The sequence below is a fragment of the Parabacteroides sp. CAG:2 genome (assembly GCF_000436315.1).
In the GTDB taxonomy this organism is placed as follows: Bacteria; Bacteroidota; Bacteroidia; order Bacteroidales; family Tannerellaceae; genus Parabacteroides; species Parabacteroides distasonis.
In genome coordinates, this window is sequence record NZ_FR885254.1 from 1 (window position 1) to 15,260 (window position 15,260).

At 47.6% G+C, this 15,260-nt stretch carries 13 protein-coding genes, 1 tRNA gene and 1 riboswitch; of the genes, 7 read left to right on the top strand and 7 right to left on the bottom strand.

What is annotated here, in order from left to right; genetic code table 11:
* From QVP94_RS00635 to QVP94_RS00645, 3 genes are all read left to right on the top strand, one after another.
* Positions 1–555 (top strand): T9SS type A sorting domain-containing protein (locus tag QVP94_RS00635; protein ID WP_288213136.1); only part of this gene is annotated, 555 nt, incomplete at its 5' end.
* A 296-nt stretch (positions 556–851) separates the two neighbouring features.
* Complete coding sequence (locus QVP94_RS00640) at positions 852–1,106, top strand: hypothetical protein (RefSeq protein ID WP_009275598.1); 255 nt, start codon at positions 852–854, stop codon at positions 1,104–1,106.
* Complete coding sequence (locus QVP94_RS00645; RefSeq protein WP_009275597.1) at positions 1,096–1,434, top strand: type II toxin-antitoxin system RelE/ParE family toxin; 339 nt, start codon at positions 1,096–1,098, stop codon at positions 1,432–1,434. Before QVP94_RS00640 ends, QVP94_RS00645 begins: the two co-directional genes overlap by 11 nt.
* Before the next feature lie 39 nt (positions 1,435–1,473).
* Here the strand turns inward: QVP94_RS00645 and QVP94_RS00650 are convergent, their stop codons facing one another.
* The 6 genes from QVP94_RS00650 to mutA all read right to left on the bottom strand — a co-directional run bounded on the left by QVP94_RS00650 (position 1,474) and on the right by mutA (position 10,688).
* Positions 1,474–1,977, bottom strand: coding sequence for a low molecular weight protein-tyrosine-phosphatase (locus QVP94_RS00650; RefSeq protein WP_370453748.1), 504 nt, complete (start codon positions 1,975–1,977; stop codon positions 1,474–1,476).
* A gap of 34 nt (positions 1,978–2,011) precedes the next feature.
* Positions 2,012–4,474, bottom strand: coding sequence for a replication restart helicase PriA (gene priA, locus QVP94_RS00655; protein WP_022191746.1), 2,463 nt, complete (start codon positions 4,472–4,474; stop codon positions 2,012–2,014).
* 87 nt (positions 4,475–4,561) lie between these two features.
* On the bottom strand, positions 4,562–5,170 hold the full coding sequence (locus QVP94_RS00660; RefSeq protein WP_005867222.1) for a porin family protein: 609 nt from the start codon (positions 5,168–5,170) through the stop codon (positions 4,562–4,564).
* A gap of 292 nt (positions 5,171–5,462) precedes the next feature.
* Positions 5,463–5,665, bottom strand: a riboswitch (cobalamin riboswitch).
* Positions 5,666–5,684: 19 nt separating this feature from the next.
* The gene (gene coaW, locus QVP94_RS00665) at positions 5,685–6,539 is read right to left on the bottom strand and encodes a type II pantothenate kinase (protein ID WP_022191747.1); all 855 of its coding nucleotides are present in this window, start codon (positions 6,537–6,539) and stop codon (positions 5,685–5,687) included.
* 129 nt (positions 6,540–6,668) lie between these two features.
* Positions 6,669–8,816, bottom strand: coding sequence for a methylmalonyl-CoA mutase (scpA, locus tag QVP94_RS00670; RefSeq protein ID WP_005854126.1), 2,148 nt, complete (start codon positions 8,814–8,816; stop codon positions 6,669–6,671).
* Positions 8,817–8,828: 12 nt separating this feature from the next.
* Positions 8,829–10,688, bottom strand: coding sequence for a methylmalonyl-CoA mutase small subunit (mutA, locus tag QVP94_RS00675; RefSeq protein WP_011966808.1), 1,860 nt, complete (start codon positions 10,686–10,688; stop codon positions 8,829–8,831).
* Positions 10,689–10,959: 271 nt separating this feature from the next.
* On the opposite strand from mutA, the gene QVP94_RS00680 reads away from it, so the two are divergent.
* From QVP94_RS00680 to QVP94_RS00695, 4 genes are all read left to right on the top strand, one after another.
* Positions 10,960–11,031: transfer RNA gene (locus QVP94_RS00680), tRNA-Glu, on the top strand.
* Positions 11,032–11,126: 95 nt separating this feature from the next.
* Positions 11,127–12,620 carry an NAD-dependent epimerase/dehydratase family protein gene (locus QVP94_RS00685; RefSeq protein ID WP_022191748.1) on the top strand — a complete coding sequence of 498 codons (1,494 nt, stop codon included), beginning with the start codon at positions 11,127–11,129 and terminating at the stop codon, positions 12,618–12,620.
* A 126-nt stretch (positions 12,621–12,746) separates the two neighbouring features.
* Complete coding sequence (locus tag QVP94_RS00690; RefSeq protein WP_005854120.1) at positions 12,747–12,962, top strand: winged helix-turn-helix domain-containing protein; 216 nt, start codon at positions 12,747–12,749, stop codon at positions 12,960–12,962.
* Positions 12,963–13,066: 104 nt separating this feature from the next.
* Positions 13,067–13,915 carry a sugar phosphate isomerase/epimerase family protein gene (locus tag QVP94_RS00695; protein ID WP_011966810.1) on the top strand — a complete coding sequence of 283 codons (849 nt, stop codon included), beginning with the start codon at positions 13,067–13,069 and terminating at the stop codon, positions 13,913–13,915.
* 85 nt (positions 13,916–14,000) lie between these two features.
* Here the strand turns inward: QVP94_RS00695 and QVP94_RS00700 are convergent, their stop codons facing one another.
* The gene (locus QVP94_RS00700) at positions 14,001–15,206 is read right to left on the bottom strand and encodes an alkaline phosphatase family protein (RefSeq protein WP_008779972.1); all 1,206 of its coding nucleotides are present in this window, start codon (positions 15,204–15,206) and stop codon (positions 14,001–14,003) included.
* Positions 15,207–15,260: the final 54 nt, after the last annotated feature.

A 15,260-nucleotide genomic window follows, 5' to 3' on the forward strand; every position in this document is an offset into this window, starting at 1 on the left:
ACCACGAGCACGACGTTCGCCACGGCCCCGGCTGCCGTAACGCCTTACGTTCCTCCCGTAACGCCCCCCACGCCACAGCCCACAACCTATACCGTAACCCTCCCCGCCTTGGCAGGAGCCTCCACCACCCCGGCAGCCGGAGCGCATACGGTTACCGAAGGCGACGGTTTCTCCTTCACCCTCACCTTGGACGCAGACTACGACCAGTCCGTCCCTGTAGTGACCGTGAACGGTAACGTCCTCACCTCCGACGCAAACGGCAAGTACACGATCGCCGATATCTCCGCCAACCTGACCGTAGCGATCACCGGTATCGTGAGAAATACCACGACCGGTATCGAGCAAGTGGAAAACGCTACCTTGATCCGTGCCGAGAGCGGTGCCTTGCTGATCCGTACGCCGGTCTCCGTGACAGCGCAGGTGATCGCCCTCACCGGAAACGTAGTCCGCACGGTACGGCTTCCCGCCGGAGACAGTCGTGTAGATGGCTTGGCTAGCGGTATCTATATCGTCCGCCTATCCAATGAGATAACGAAGAAAGTGATAATCCGATAGGCAAGGTTTCACGAGTGAGAGCGGCTGTCATCGCCGCTCTCACAAAAAGAGGTTATTAGAATGCCCATTGTTAGGTTCTTATAATCGCAGTTATAAGCATCTTACAATGGGCATTCTAGCAACCTTACGATAGATAAGTCCAAGACCAGCTCGAAGCCTTCGGCGCCGCTATAATAAGGATCCGGGACGGGAATAGAATAAAGACAGTCACAAGAATAAACTACCGAAGCATTGTCTAACTGATTCTATTTCGTATATTTGCCATTGAAAACCAGAGACAAAAGAAGGATAAAAATATGACAGCATTAGAACTCAACGCAGAATTATTCCGCCAACTCAGTATCATCGCCGAAGATGAGACCTTGATGCGTAAAGCCGTAGAAGCCATCCGCCGTCTTGCGCAGCAAAAGGAAGCACAGACTGAAGAGACTGAATATATTAGTAAGGAAGAGGTGCTTGCCGGAATCCGGCAAGGCTTAATCGACGTAAAAGAGTCTCGTAAAAACGGCACATATCAAAAAACATTGCAGGAGGTCATAGATGAATTATAGAATCATACCGCAAAAGCACTTTCTGAAAGAGCTGAAGCGATTGGCAAAGAAATATCATTCGCTAAAACAAGACCTTCAAGCGTTACAAAATGAGCTAAGCAGCAACCCTTCCGCAGGAATTGATTTAGGCTGTGGCATCCGTAAGATCCGTATGGCTATAGGCAGTAAAAACAAAGGAAAAAGTCATGGCGCACGAGTCATCACCTATACCTATACCGTTAATGATACCGAAGGGATTATCAACCTCATTTATATTTATGATAAGGAAGAGAGTGAAAGTATTACCGATAACGAAATCAAATGGTTAGTAAAAGAAGTTGAACGATAGCCGTAACAACCTCTTTACTGATCCGGCTTCGCCCCGAACTTAAGACAAATGGTCTTTACAATATTCCAACAACCCGGCGCAAGCATCTTCCAATAGATCCAAGACCAACTCGAAACCTTCGGCACCGCTATAATAAGGATCCGGGACGTGATCGTACAACTTATTCCGGGAGAACTCAGTCATCTGATGTATCTTAGCGACGGATTCCAGATCGGGAGCCATCCGTTTCAAGTCCGTTATATTTTGGTCGTCCATGCCGATAATCAAATCGAAGTCATGAAAGTCCCACTGACGTACCGGACGGGAGATCGAATCCAACGAATATCCCCTACGGGCCGCATGCGCCCGCATCCGTGAATCCGCCCGGTCTCCCTCATGATACCCGGTGATCCCGGCGGAATCGATCTCGATCCGATCTCCCAATCCCGCATCCTTCACCAACTTCTTCATTACCGCCTCCGCTGACGGAGAGCGACATATATTCCCCAAACACACAAACAACAACCGTATCTTTTCCTCCCTCATCCCTAAGCTCCTTTCCATTAATTTTCAATTTTCAATTCTCCATTTTCAATTCTCAAGCCGGGTCCACATCATAATGAACCAGCAACTGCTTAAACGGTACATATCCTTGCATCTCAGTATGAATACCCTCCAATATCTCACGAAGCGGAGCGATCCCGGCGGATATCTCGATCTTCAAGACGATCTTCTTGATATGAAGCGTCTGTACCCGGGTGATAGGCGGCGTAACCGGTCCCAACACCCGCTCACCTAAACGAGCACGAAGTTTCTCGGCGTATAAAGCAGACATTTCCTGCAAAGCCTCCTCATTCCGACTCCGAAGGATCAAGACGATCAAACGGTAGTAAGGCGGGTAACGGAACATACTACGCTCGCTCAATTGCAAGCTCACCATTTCCTTATAAGCAAAATGCTGCACCATACGGATCAAAGGATGCTCCGGCTGAGTAGTCTGCAAGATCACCGTACCCCGCTTATCCCGTCGTCCGGCACGTCCGCTAACCTGTACCATCAATTGATAAGCCCGCTCGTGCGCCCGGAAGTCAGGGAAATTCATCAGGCTATCGGCACTCAGGATTCCGACCACGCTGACATTCCCGAAATCCAATCCCTTCGACAACATCTGGGTACCAATCAAGATTTGTGTCTTCCCCTTCTCGAAATCCGAGATGATCCGCTCGTAAGCCGTGCGGGTACGGGCCGTATCGAAATCCAGCCGCTCCACCTTCGCCGCTGGGAATTGCCCAGCGATCTCCTCCTCTACCTTCTCCGTACCGAAGCCTTGCATCTTGAACTCCGTCCCCTTACACTCGGGACATACCTGCGGCAAGCGGTAGGTATAACCGCAATAATGGCAAACCAGCTGATTATGCGCCTTGTGGTAGGTAAGGCTAACGTCGCAATTCACGCAACGAGGCACCCACCCGCACCCTCGGCACTCGATCATCGGGGCGAATCCCCGGCGGTTCTGGAATAGGATCGCCTGCTCGCCCCGGGATAGGGCCTCCCGCACCTTCTCCACCAACAGAGGGGAGAAAAGGGTATCTTTCATGATCTTCTTGCGCTTTAGCTCCTTCACGTCCACCGTAATAATCTCCGGCATCAAGCAATCACCGTAGCGGGTAGATAACTCAACCAGACCGTATTTCCCCGCCGTAGCGTTGAAATAAGAATCGATGGAGGGGGTGGCCGAACCCAATAAGGTCTTACCGCCGTGCATACCCGCCAAGACGATGGCAGCGTTACGGGCATGGTAACGGGGTGCCGGGTCCTGCTGCTTATACGTATTCTCATGCTCCTCGTCCACGATAATCAAGCCCAAGTCCTTAAACGGAAGGAAGAGGGACGAACGGACCCCCAATACCAGCATAGGCTCGTCGTTATGCAATAGCTTATTCCAAACTTCCACCCGCTCGTTATCCGAGAACTTAGAGTGGTAGACCAATAGCTTATCCCCGAATAATTTCGCCAGCCGTTCCGTGATCTGGGTCGTGATAGCGATCTCCGGCAACATATATAAAACCTGCCGCCCCAGCCGCAAGACCTCATGGATCAAACGGACGTATATCTCGGTCTTACCACTGGAAGTCACGCCATGAAGCAGGCAGACCTCCTTCGTCTTGAAAGTCTCATGGATCTCTCCATAGGCTTTCTCTTGCGCCGGACTGAGCGGATTCGGCTCTTGCAAGCGGCAGACGGATACTTGCAAACGACCCACCTCTTTCTCGTAACTCTCCAAGATACCCCGTTTCAGCAGACCCTCCAATACCGCAGAGGTATAACCACTGCGTTCCAATAGCTCTTTCTTGGAAAGCTCCTTCGATAAAGCGGGATTCAAGGTATGGCTTAAATCCAAGAAGCTGACCAGCAGAAGCTCTTGCTTCTTCGCTCGTTTCAAATCCTCGAACACCGCCTGTAATTTCGTCTCATCCCGGTAAGCCTCGGCCAAACGGATAAACGCCTGTGTCTTGGGAACGAATCCTCGCTTTAGCTCCTCGCTCACCTCAACCGCCCCTTTCACCATCAAGGAAGAGACGATCGGGACAACATTTCGAAGACCGGTCTTCTTCTCCAACTCCGAGATCGTCAATTTCAAAACCCCGCTAAAAGCATCCAGTACCGCTTGCTCGTTCGGGCGCAAGGGGGCGGTGGCCTCGAAATCCTCATTATAAGTAACCGCCGTCTCGCTTTCCAACTTTAAGCCGGAAGGCAAGGCCGCCTTATACACGTCGCCCAGCTTACATATATAATAAGAAGATATCCATTTCCAGAAACGGAGTTGCGGACGGCGGAGCACCGGCGTGGCATCCAGCAAAGCGTAGATCTCCTTCGTCTCAAAATCGGATACCGGTTCCCGGTCGTGTACCTCCATGACGATGGCCGTATAATATCGTTTCTTCCCGAAATGCACGATCACCCGGCAACCGGGAGTCACGGCGCTTTTCAGATCTTCGGGTATCCGATAGGTATAGCTATTCTCCAAAGGAAGGGGAAGTATGACGTCCGCGTATTTCATTCAAACAGGTGTTTCATTACGAGCCCAAAAATAACAAAAAAGGCCGGACTTCTAAAGCCCAGCCTCTCTCATTTTATTTTCACCTATTTAGAACAAGATCGCTGCCGTGATAGACCATCCACGGTTCTTTCCGGCACCGTCGGAGAGGTTCACCTTCTCAATACTATAGTTATCAGTCAGTCCCAGACCATAATTGAAACCCACCTGCAAGTGACTGATCAGTTCCACGCCGGCACCGAAGTTAAGACCTGCGCTGAAATTCTTCGCCTTCACCTGATCCGCTACGGAACCCGGGATATCCCAAAACTTATCACCGCCTACACGGAAACCGATATACGGACCGGCTGCCAGATACGCCTTGACGATCGGTAAGCCGAATTTCCATTTCAAGTTGACCGGAACATCGATATAATCCGTCTTCATCGAAGTCTTCACCCCGCCAGCCGAGGTCGTTTCCAAACCCTTTTGCGAATACAACACTGCCGCATCGATCCCGACACCCACCAACGGTAAGGTCGTCTCGATCATCGGACCCACTTGGAAGCCGGTGACGTTATCCGCTTTCAACACGTCCGAGTTGAAATGAACAGACGATATATTCACACCTCCCTTGATACCGAATTTAAGCTGAGCGTTCGCCGGAAGCGCCATCAACGCTAGCAAGGCAACCATAACAAGTCCCACAATTTTCTTCATATTCATACTTCTTTTGTTAATTACTCGTTGCAAATAAACGCACTTTTCTAATAATAAACAAATATTCTCTATAGAGTGTTCACGGAATACCCCAGTCCTTTAAACGCAAAGAAAGCATGCATCTTACACACGGAGCTCATCCCGTCGGTCAGATTCATGCTTCTTTCCCTAATTATTATGGCAAAATAATTATCCGAAACCATGAGACGACTTGATAAGAAAACCTTGGATAAAGAATAGTAAAAACCGGATACGGTTCTTGCGTTCTCTTCCGGCCTTTCCTCGAAGCCGTCGAAAATATACACGCCTTGCAGGTCTTCTGACTTACTTCCGGTCTTAAGCGCCTTCCCATTCACTTGAATGAACAGTGGCAACAGTATTGCTCAACCCGTTTATGAAGCTTACAGCAGCGGGACTGTCCGGGATTCTCACCCGATTCCCTTTTAATCCCTATCCGGCGATTGCCGAAAGGGAACAAAGCATGTAGCAAAGATACATAAAGTTTTGATGTAGCCTAACACTTTCCACAAAAAATATCCTTATATTCCCGGTTCCTGATATAGCATAAAGCCGCCCCGATAGCCGTGCGATACTCGGCATACTCCGGTATCTTGAAATGGACATCGCACATCTCCTCCAGACGGGGGAAAATATCCGGGCATTGTGGCAAGCGAGTCAAGTTACCGATCAATACGATATTCTTGATATCGCCATTTAACGAGGCGAAAACAGCTCCTTGCCCGATGGTCTGCAAGACCATATGAACGATACCGAGAGCGATATCCTCAACCTTAGCGTTCGCGTCCGCTTTTCCGAAAATAGAGGCTGTCACGTCCAGCGGCAGGCCGGGTAGCGGATGTGGCGTAATATCCCGGATATGCAAGTCGATATCATTCAGGGAACCATGCTCAGCCAAAGACGCTATTTGGTGAAAGTCATGCGTTTTCAATAATAGCTTAGACAAGCCGAGGATGGTTCCGCCACCGATACCCAATCCCCCGATATGCTCGACCGTGGAGCCTTGTACCTTGACAAAAGAGGTACCCGTTCCCATGCTGACCACCAACAGGCTATCCAGTCCCGTATTATACTGCGCCCCTAGCCCATTTGCGAGGAACTCATCCGTCTTCGCGGTTGGTAAGCCATATAAAGGTTGATCGATATAGGCGCTACCTACACCCGTCAAGATCACTTTCTCTATATTCGAGAGCGAGATGTTATTATCATAAATATATTTACCGAAGGCCCCGAATAAAGAGGTTACCGGATCGGTAGCTTTCACGAACATCGGGTTCTTGATCTTCTTATCCTCCACGCCGACGATCTTGGTCGTGCTACCTCCCACATCTATACCTATAACGATTCCCATGATTCTTTCCCTTTTTAATTGAATAATCGCTACAAAAGTACATAAACCCGCATATAATACTAAAAAAGGCCGGACAAAATCAATTGTCCAGCCTCTCTTTATTTAAAAACCGTAAGGTCTAAACTCCATTTATTCGCCTAACAAGATCTCAAGGATCTGGCAAGCTGCCTTCGATACGGAAGTACCCGGGCCAAAGATAGCGGCAACGCCAGCCTTATACAAGAAATCATAGTCTTGAGCCGGGATTACACCTCCAGCAATAACGATGATGTCCTCACGACCTAGTTTCTTCAACTCCTCGATAACCTGCGGAACCAACGTCTTATGACCAGCGGCCAAAGAAGAAACGCCCATTACGTGAACGTCGTTCTCCACAGCTTGACGGGCAGCCTCGGCCGGAGTCTGGAACAACGGTCCCATATCTACGTCGAAACCACAGTCCGCATAACCAGTAGCGACAACCTTAGCGCCACGGTCGTGTCCGTCCTGACCCATCTTAGCGATCATGATACGAGGCTGACGGCCTTCTTTCTTAGCGAATTGCTCGCAAAGCTCGCAAGCTTTCTGGAAGTCTGCGTCTTTCTTAGTTTCTGATGAATACACGCCTGAAATAGTTCTAATGATTGCTTTATAACGACCTACAACCACCTCGCAAGCATCGGAGATCTCTCCCAATGACGCACGCAAGCCGGCAGCCTTAACAGCCAACTCTAATAAGTTGCCCTTCTTCGTCTTCACGCACTCCGTGATATCAGCCAAAGCTTTTTGAACAGCGGCTTCGTCACGGTTAGCACGCAACTCCTTCAAAGCGGCGATCTGCTCGTTACGTACGGCTGTATTATCGATCTCTAGGATATCGATCGGATCTTCCTTCGGCAAACGATATTTGTTAACACCAACGATGGTCTGAACACCTGAGTCGATACGAGCCTGTGTACGAGCGGCCGCTTCCTCGATACGCATCTTAGGAAGACCTGTCTCGATGGCTTTCGCCATACCACCCATGCTCTCGATCTCTTGGATCAACGCCCAACCTTTATGTACCAATTCATTCGTCAAAGACTCTACATAGTAAGAACCAGCCCACGGGTCGATTTCCTTACAGATCTTAGTCTCTTCCTGAATGTAAATCTGTGTATTACGAGCGATACGAGCGGAGAAATCGGTCGGCAAAGCGATCGCCTCATCCAATGCGTTCGTATGCAAAGATTGTGTATGTCCTAATGTAGCGGCCATAGCCTCGATACAAGTACGTCCTACGTTATTGAACGGATCTTGCTCGGTCAATGACCAACCGGAAGTCTGGCTATGTGTACGCAATGCCAATGATTTCGGGTTCTTAGCGCCGAAGCTCTTCACGATCTTCGCCCACAACATACGAGCCGCACGCATCTTGGCGATCTCCATGAAGTGATTTACACCGATAGCCCAGAAGAATGACAAACGGGGAGCGAACGCATCCACATCGATACCGGCGTTGATACCGGCACGAAGATATTCCATACCGTCGCACAACGTATAAGCCATCTCGATATCAGCCGTAGCACCAGCCTCCTGCATATGATAACCGGAGATAGAGATAGAGTTGAACTTCGGCATCTTCTGAGAGGTATACTCGAAGATATCAGCGATAATCTTCATGGAGAACTCAGGCGGGTAAATATAGGTATTACGTACCATGAACTCTTTCAATATATCGTTCTGGATCGTACCGGCCATTTCCTCCAACTTAGCACCTTGCTCCAAACCTGCGTTGATATAGAATGCCAATACCGGAAGCACACCACCATTCATGGTCATGGAAACAGACATCTTGTTCAAAGGAATACCATCGAACAACACTTTCATGTTCTCCAAGGAACAGATAGATACACCCGCTTTACCTACATCACCAACCACACGTTCGTTGTCGGCATCGTAACCACGGTGAGTCGGAAGGTCGAACGCAACGGACAAACCTTTCTGACCGGAAGCCAAGTTACGGCGATAGAAAGCGTTAGACTCCTCAGCGGTAGAGAAACCCGCGTACTGACGGATTGTCCAAGGACGCATAGCGTACATACCGCTGTACGGGCCACGTAGATAAGGAGGCAGACCGGAAGCATAGTTCAAGTGCTCCATACCCTCCAAGTCTTCTTTTGTATATACAGGTTTCACCTCGATATGCTCGGGTGTTTTCCAATTGGGCTCGATACCATTGGCTTTTGCCCATTCGGCAGCGTTTGTAGCTGCGAATCCGGCATTCTTTATATCTATGTTTTTAAAATTTGGTCTCATAATTGTTTATACTTAAGCGATTCCTAATTTAGCGTTGAATGCTTTCAATGTCTCAAGCACATTGCTCTTTACATTTACGAACTGGTCGATACCTTGAGCCTTCAAGTCGTCCGCGCAAGCAGGAGCTCCGGCTACAACGAATTCGGCACGTCCGGCCAAAGCCTTGTAAGCAGCAGGAGCGAATTCAGCATACTCGTCATCACTAGAGCAAAGAACCACTATCTCAGCACCCGCCTTGACTGCAGCCTCAACACCAGCCTCAACCGTATCGAAGCCTAAGTTATCAATTATCTTATATCCGGCACAAGCGAAGAAGTTAGCGGAGAACTGTGAACGAGCCAAACGCATCGCCAAGTTACCGATCGTCAACATGAATACCTTCGGAGTCTTGCCACTCTTCTCTGTCGCCATACGCAAAGCCTCGAATTCGGAAGCGCCGCGAGAGAAATCAAGAGCCGGGATCGTTGCCTCGCCGCAATGACCACCGCCACAACAGCAAGAACCTTTTTCCTGAATCTTATCGGCAGCTACTTCCGTGAAGTTAGGATACTGGTTAGAACCCAACAGGATCTCACGACGGGTAGCAACCGCTTTCTTACGAACTACATTCGAAGCGTTAACGGCATTTTGGATCTCACCTGCGTTCACGGCAACGGAGAATCCTCCTTTTTCCTCAACCTCCAAGAACAACTTCCAAGCGACATCGGCCAAGGAATTCGTCAATACCTCTACATAATAAGAACCGGCAGACGGGTCAACGACCTTATCCAAGTGGCACTCTTCCTTCAATAATAATTGTTGGTTACGTGCGATACGCTCGGAGAAATCGTCCGGAGTCTGGTAAATCTTATCAAACGGGCGAACCGTGATAGAGTCTACGCCAGCAAGAGCGGCAGACATAGCCTCAGTTTGAGAACGAAGCAAGTTTACGTGAGCATCGTAAACCGTCATGTTCCACTCTGAAGTCTGTGCGTGAGCAACCATCTTGCAAGCGCATTCGCAGGCCGGCTTATAAGCGGCTACGATCTCGGCCCACAACCAACGAGCCGCACGGAACTTAGCGATTTCCATGAAGTAGTTAGAGCTGATACCAAAATTGAATTTGATCTTCTTGGCAACCTCGTCAGCGGTGAAACCAGCCTCGGTTAGTTTTGCCATCAATTCGTTACCCCAAGCCAAGGCGTAACCTAATTCCTGAGAAATGTAAGCGCCAGCATTGTTGAAAAGGAACGCATTTACAGCCAATACACGGTAGTTAGGCAAAGCCTGTCCAGCTTTGAGCACAGCTGCGGCACCTTCTACCCACTCACTGTTTTCTTTACCTTTTACTAAAGGTTTCTTGAAAGCGTCATAGTTTACAGAACCGTAGCACTTCTCTGCGTCGACACCCTTGCCTTTGAAGTAGTCAGCCAAGATACCGATCAACTTCTCCGCTTTGCAGTTGCAAGTGTTGAAGTTCAATTCTACGGAAGCCGGACAAATACCCTCTAATAAAGTAGCTATGTTCTCCTCGTTCACCTCATCACCTTTGATGATGAACCCAAGAGAAGTAACACCTTTCGTCAAAAGGTCTAGTGCTTTCTCGTTAGCACCCTTGAAGCAGCAAACTTCAATGTTCTGGCGTACCTTCCAATCGTTGTCTTTCTTCGTTCCACGAACATAAGGGAATTCACCGGGAAGAGACTCTGTAGTCTTTAAACCCTCGATGTCTTCTGCACGATAGAAAGGATTTACATTAAATCCTTCGCCTGTCTTCCAAACAAGCTTTTTCTCAAACGGTACCCCTTTCAGGTCGGCCGTTATCTTCGCCATCCACTCTTCAGTAGACACAGGTGCGAATTCTGAGAAAAGTTTTTCTTTAAGTTCTGCCATAATATTAGTTGTTTATTAAACTGGTATTAGTAATGTTCAATACTATTTTGTTCAATTACAGATGGCAAAGGTAGAATAAATAAACAGTACCGACAATGAAAAAACAATGAAATCGCAACTACTTTTAACGCCTTTTAGTGGTATTCTCCCCGTTTTCTTGGCATTTTGATAAAAAACACACTTTTTCTTCAAAAAAACTCAGTCCAACTATTGCAGAATTAAAAAATATATCTACCTTTGCATCGTCAAACAAAAACAATGACATCTAAATGGTGGATTCGTCTAACGGTTAGGACACATGCCTCTCACGCATGTAATACGAGTTCGATTCTCGTATCCACTACAAAAGCTCTCAACCTATTGGTTGGGAGCTTTTTTTTATATACCTTCGCTACCCGATAGTATCCTAAGATTTTTATTATACACTTAAATTATATCATGAAAAGTAAAAAGACCGTCTTTCTGACCGGAGCCACCGGGACGATGGGCCATGCCGGATTGGTCGAGTTGTCCAAACGGCTAGATCGTTTTAATATAACACTCTTGGCTCGTCCGAGCAAAATCAATAAAGAGAAGTTGGCCACCTATGAGGCTATGGAAGGGATCCGTATCGTTTGGGGAGACTTGACGAGTTATCAAGATGTCTTAAATGGAGTAACGGGGGCGGACTACGTATTACACGTAGGTGGAATGGTTTCGCCGGCGGCGGATTATTTCCCTAAAAAGACCTTGAAAGTAAACACGACCGCCGCTCAACACATCGTGGATGCCGTAAAAGCGCAACCGAACGCAGATCAGATCAAGGTAGTCTATATCGGCTCCGTGGCGCAAACCGGCCACCGTAACGCACCGGTTCATTGGGGACGTACGGGAGATCCGATCAATATAAGTGTCTATGATCATTATGCCATCTCAAAGACAATAGCCGAACGTATTTTCGTGGAGTCGGGTATTAAACATTGGGCGTGCCTTCGCCAAACCGGTATCTTATGCCCCGAATTATTATTCAAGGGTTCGGACCCAATCACATTCCACGTACCGCTAGACGGCGTGCTGGAATGGGCTACCGCCAAGGATTCCGGTCGCTTACTAGCGAATGTATGCGAGGAAGAGGTGCCGGATGAGTTTTGGAACCGTTTCTACAACATTAGTAGCGGCCCATCTTTCCGCCTGACGAATTATGAGTTTGAGAGTAAATTGTTAAAAGCGATCGGCTGTCCCGCCCCGGAGAAAATATTCGAACCGAACTGGTTCGCTATCCGTAATTTCCACGGACAATGGTATACCGATTCAGATCTATTAGAAGGATATCTGCATTTCCGCAGTAACCAAACTTGCGACGATTATTTTAAATGGATGGCCAGCCAAGTCCCTTGGTATTTCCACCTAGCAAAGATCGTCCCTCCTATCTTCATAAAACTGGGTATGGGAGCCATCGCTAAAAAGCCGGGACTGGGAACCCGTAACTGGATCAAGAACAGACACCAAGATCGTATATCCGCCTATTTTGGCTCGTATGAGGATTGGCAAGCAATCCCGGGTTGGGATAAGATCCGGACAAAACGCCCCTCCGAAACACCCGTCTTTCTGGATCATGGTTATGATGAAAGTAAACCGAAGTCGGAATGGGATATCGAGGATATGCGTAAAGCCGCAGAATTCAGGGGAGGAAAATGCTTGTCCCCGGCCATGACAAAAGGAGACTTATCGACTCCGCTCGATTGGGAATGCCAATTCGGTCACCGTTTTAAGGCCTCTCCCACATTAGTATTATTAGGAGGCCATTGGTGCCCGGAATGTTTACCGCTCCCTTGGAATTACGACGAGATCGCTAAAGGAAATCCGTTCTTTGCCCAAGTATGGTATCCATTCCACGATAAAAAGGAACACAATGTATACGATGAATCCATATTCGCTGACTTCAAGGAATAAAATTCAACGCATCAAGAGATTTTTGTTTTTTAGATTATTTATCTCAACGCAACATACTTTTACCGGATATTATCTGTTATAACAATATAAGCACTATATACCATAAACATAAAAACAGATTTTATCATGACAAAAGGATCGATCGGATTAAATGCAGGAGCTATCTGGAATTTGCTTTCAGATGGCCAACATTGGAGTTTTGAGGCGTTGAGAGCAAAATCCGCTCTAACAGATGCGGATCTATGGTCCGCTATCGGTTGGCTCGCTAGAGAAAATAAGATTGAAATTGATAACACCAGCAGCCACCCTATCTTCTGTCCGGGTACCAACTTTTATTTTTAAATGACATTTATGATATTTCATTGCGAAGGATTTCACTTTCTTCGCAATGAAATCTTCAAAAAAGTACTTACTTTGTAACCCTAACGAATAAAAACAATACGATTATGAATCCTACTTTCGGAGCTTCCATCCTTTCTTGGATACCACCTATGTGGACACCAGAAGGCGGTCTTTTCGCCATCCAGCAAGCATCTGCCGCCGGTTTTGATTTACTGGAAATCTTATTGCCTCCTTCCATGGAGTTCGACGCTCCAACCGTAAAGCGACAATTGAAACAACACGGATTGAAGGCGACTTGTTCTCTCAACCTTCCCCAAGAAGCGCATATTCCTTTTTATCCCAAGGAAGCGACTCGCCTGATCAAGGCGGCGCTGGATAAAGCGAGCGAACTGGAGGTTGATTACTTGGGAGGGGTCTTACATTCCGGCATCGGGGTCTTCTCCGGCAAACAGCGAACACGGGAAGAAGAGAATACGCTTTGTGAGGTATGGGCGGAGGTTGCCGAATACGCCGGCCGATCCGGAATCACGATCGGTATAGAGCCGATCAATCGCTATGAAAGCTATATGTGTACCTCCGCGGAGGAAGTCTTGCGCTTTATCAAATGCGTAGACGCTCCGAATTTATCTTTGCATCTGGATACTTTCCATATGAATATAGAAGAGACTAGTTTCTATGAACCGGTTATCGCCGCAGGCAGCCGACTTCGCCATATTCACATGACTGAAAGCGACCGGGGAATGCTGGGTGAAGGAAACGTACGCTGGGATGATTTGTTCCGGGGACTACAAGAAATCGATTTCAATGGAAACTTAGTTCTGGAGAATTTCTCCAATTCCGTTCCCGGCATGGCGGTAGCCGTATCTCTTTGGCGTCCATCTAAATACAACGCAGATGAGCTAGCTAAAGGCAGTCTCGCTTTCATGCGTAAGATGACATGCGAACATCAATAAGGCATCAATTACTGCAACCGGCTTTACAGTAGTACTGCAAGGCCCGTGCAGTAAATCTCCATTTAGAAAGTAGCGCGAAGTCCTATCATTTAAATAACCGCTGAACGACAGCGCTATCTCCATCATTCGGGGCGGGCTGTATATTCAATAAGCGTGCGATCATCAAATAGAGGTTCACGTTCGCCATTTGCGGAACCTCTACGTGTTTCTTGAACGAGGGACCTGCCGCATAGAATATAGCCTCCATCTCCGGTGTAAAATTATCGTAACCATGTGTCGCCGCATAACGGGGAGATGATTTCTCGCGGAATTGCACATACGTTCCAATATGTGGAGAAACAACCAGATCACTAACTCGAGGATTCTTTCCGTAAACCAATTTCTCTGGGATCTCGTTTTTCTTCCATACGGTTATATTCGGCACTTTCTGTAAAATCGCATAGGCAGTATCCACATAGGTTTTTTTCGGATATAATAATGTAGGAACGCCATCAAAGACATAATCGAAACTATCCCGGGGTAGATAATCATTCAAGTTCACATATCTCTCGGGATAATAGGTGGCCATTCCATGATCCGAGAGAACGATAAAATCGATCTTATCGAAAATATCCAGCTTACGGGCTTCCGTGAAGAAATGATTCAAGACTTTATCCAAGTTCTCTACCACATCCAAGGTTGCCGAGGAATCCGGGGTAGCGGAATGACCTATCGCATCCGGCTCTTCCATATACCACATAATCAAATGAGGACGTATATCTTCCGGCAACTTCAGCCAAGAGATCACGGAATCAGCACGATCTGAAAAAGAAACCGATTTATCAAACGGCTTCCATATTGAAGGCTGGCCACTCGCCAAAGGCACCTCGCTACCGACCCAATAGAAGGAAGCGGTACGAACCCCTTGGCGTTCCGCCGTATTCCAAATAGGTTCTCCACCATAAAATCGCGGATCCAGGTTTCCCATACGGTATGAGCTATCAAGCTCCGCGTCATAAAAGAAATTATTTACCAAACCATGGTGATCCGGATGCAATCCGGTAGCCATGCTATAATGATTCGGGAAAGTCACGCTGGGATAACATGGGCGAAACGTGGAGCGAACCCCTACATTCGCCAAAGAATCCAACGTCGGAGTATGAGCACGTGAGGGATAATCAGAGCGGAAACCGTCCATTGATAAAACTACGACATAACGATCCGATTGTTTTTTCGTTTGGCAACCGGTAAAAGCCAATGAACAAATACAAAAGAAACTAACGAGTAAGAACTCAATACGATTATTCCACATATCATTAAATTAAAAAAGAGGTCCACAAAGATAGTGAACCTCTTCTAATTATTA

Bases quoted from the DNA above. Each gene is read 5' to 3' on its own strand.
- QVP94_RS00640 (WP_009275598.1), top strand. From the start codon at position 852: ATGACAGCATTAGAACTCAACGCAGAATTATTCCGCCAACTCAGTATC.
- QVP94_RS00645 (WP_009275597.1), top strand. From the start codon at position 1,096: ATGAATTATAGAATCATACCGCAAAAGCACTTTCTGAAAGAGCTGAAG.
- QVP94_RS00650 (WP_370453748.1), bottom strand. From the start codon at position 1,977: ATGGAAAGGAGCTTAGGGATGAGGGAGGAAAAGATACGGTTGTTGTTT.
- priA (WP_022191746.1), bottom strand. From the start codon at position 4,474: ATGAAATACGCGGACGTCATACTTCCCCTTCCTTTGGAGAATAGCTAT.
- QVP94_RS00660 (WP_005867222.1), bottom strand. From the start codon at position 5,170: ATGAAGAAAATTGTGGGACTTGTTATGGTTGCCTTGCTAGCGTTGATG.
- coaW (WP_022191747.1), bottom strand. From the start codon at position 6,539: ATGGGAATCGTTATAGGTATAGATGTGGGAGGTAGCACGACCAAGATC.
- scpA (WP_005854126.1), bottom strand. From the start codon at position 8,816: ATGAGACCAAATTTTAAAAACATAGATATAAAGAATGCCGGATTCGCA.
- mutA (WP_011966808.1), bottom strand. From the start codon at position 10,688: ATGGCAGAACTTAAAGAAAAACTTTTCTCAGAATTCGCACCTGTGTCT.
- QVP94_RS00685 (WP_022191748.1), top strand. From the start codon at position 11,127: ATGAAAAGTAAAAAGACCGTCTTTCTGACCGGAGCCACCGGGACGATG.
- QVP94_RS00690 (WP_005854120.1), top strand. From the start codon at position 12,747: ATGACAAAAGGATCGATCGGATTAAATGCAGGAGCTATCTGGAATTTG.
- QVP94_RS00695 (WP_011966810.1), top strand. From the start codon at position 13,067: ATGAATCCTACTTTCGGAGCTTCCATCCTTTCTTGGATACCACCTATG.
- QVP94_RS00700 (WP_008779972.1), bottom strand. From the start codon at position 15,206: ATGTGGAATAATCGTATTGAGTTCTTACTCGTTAGTTTCTTTTGTATT.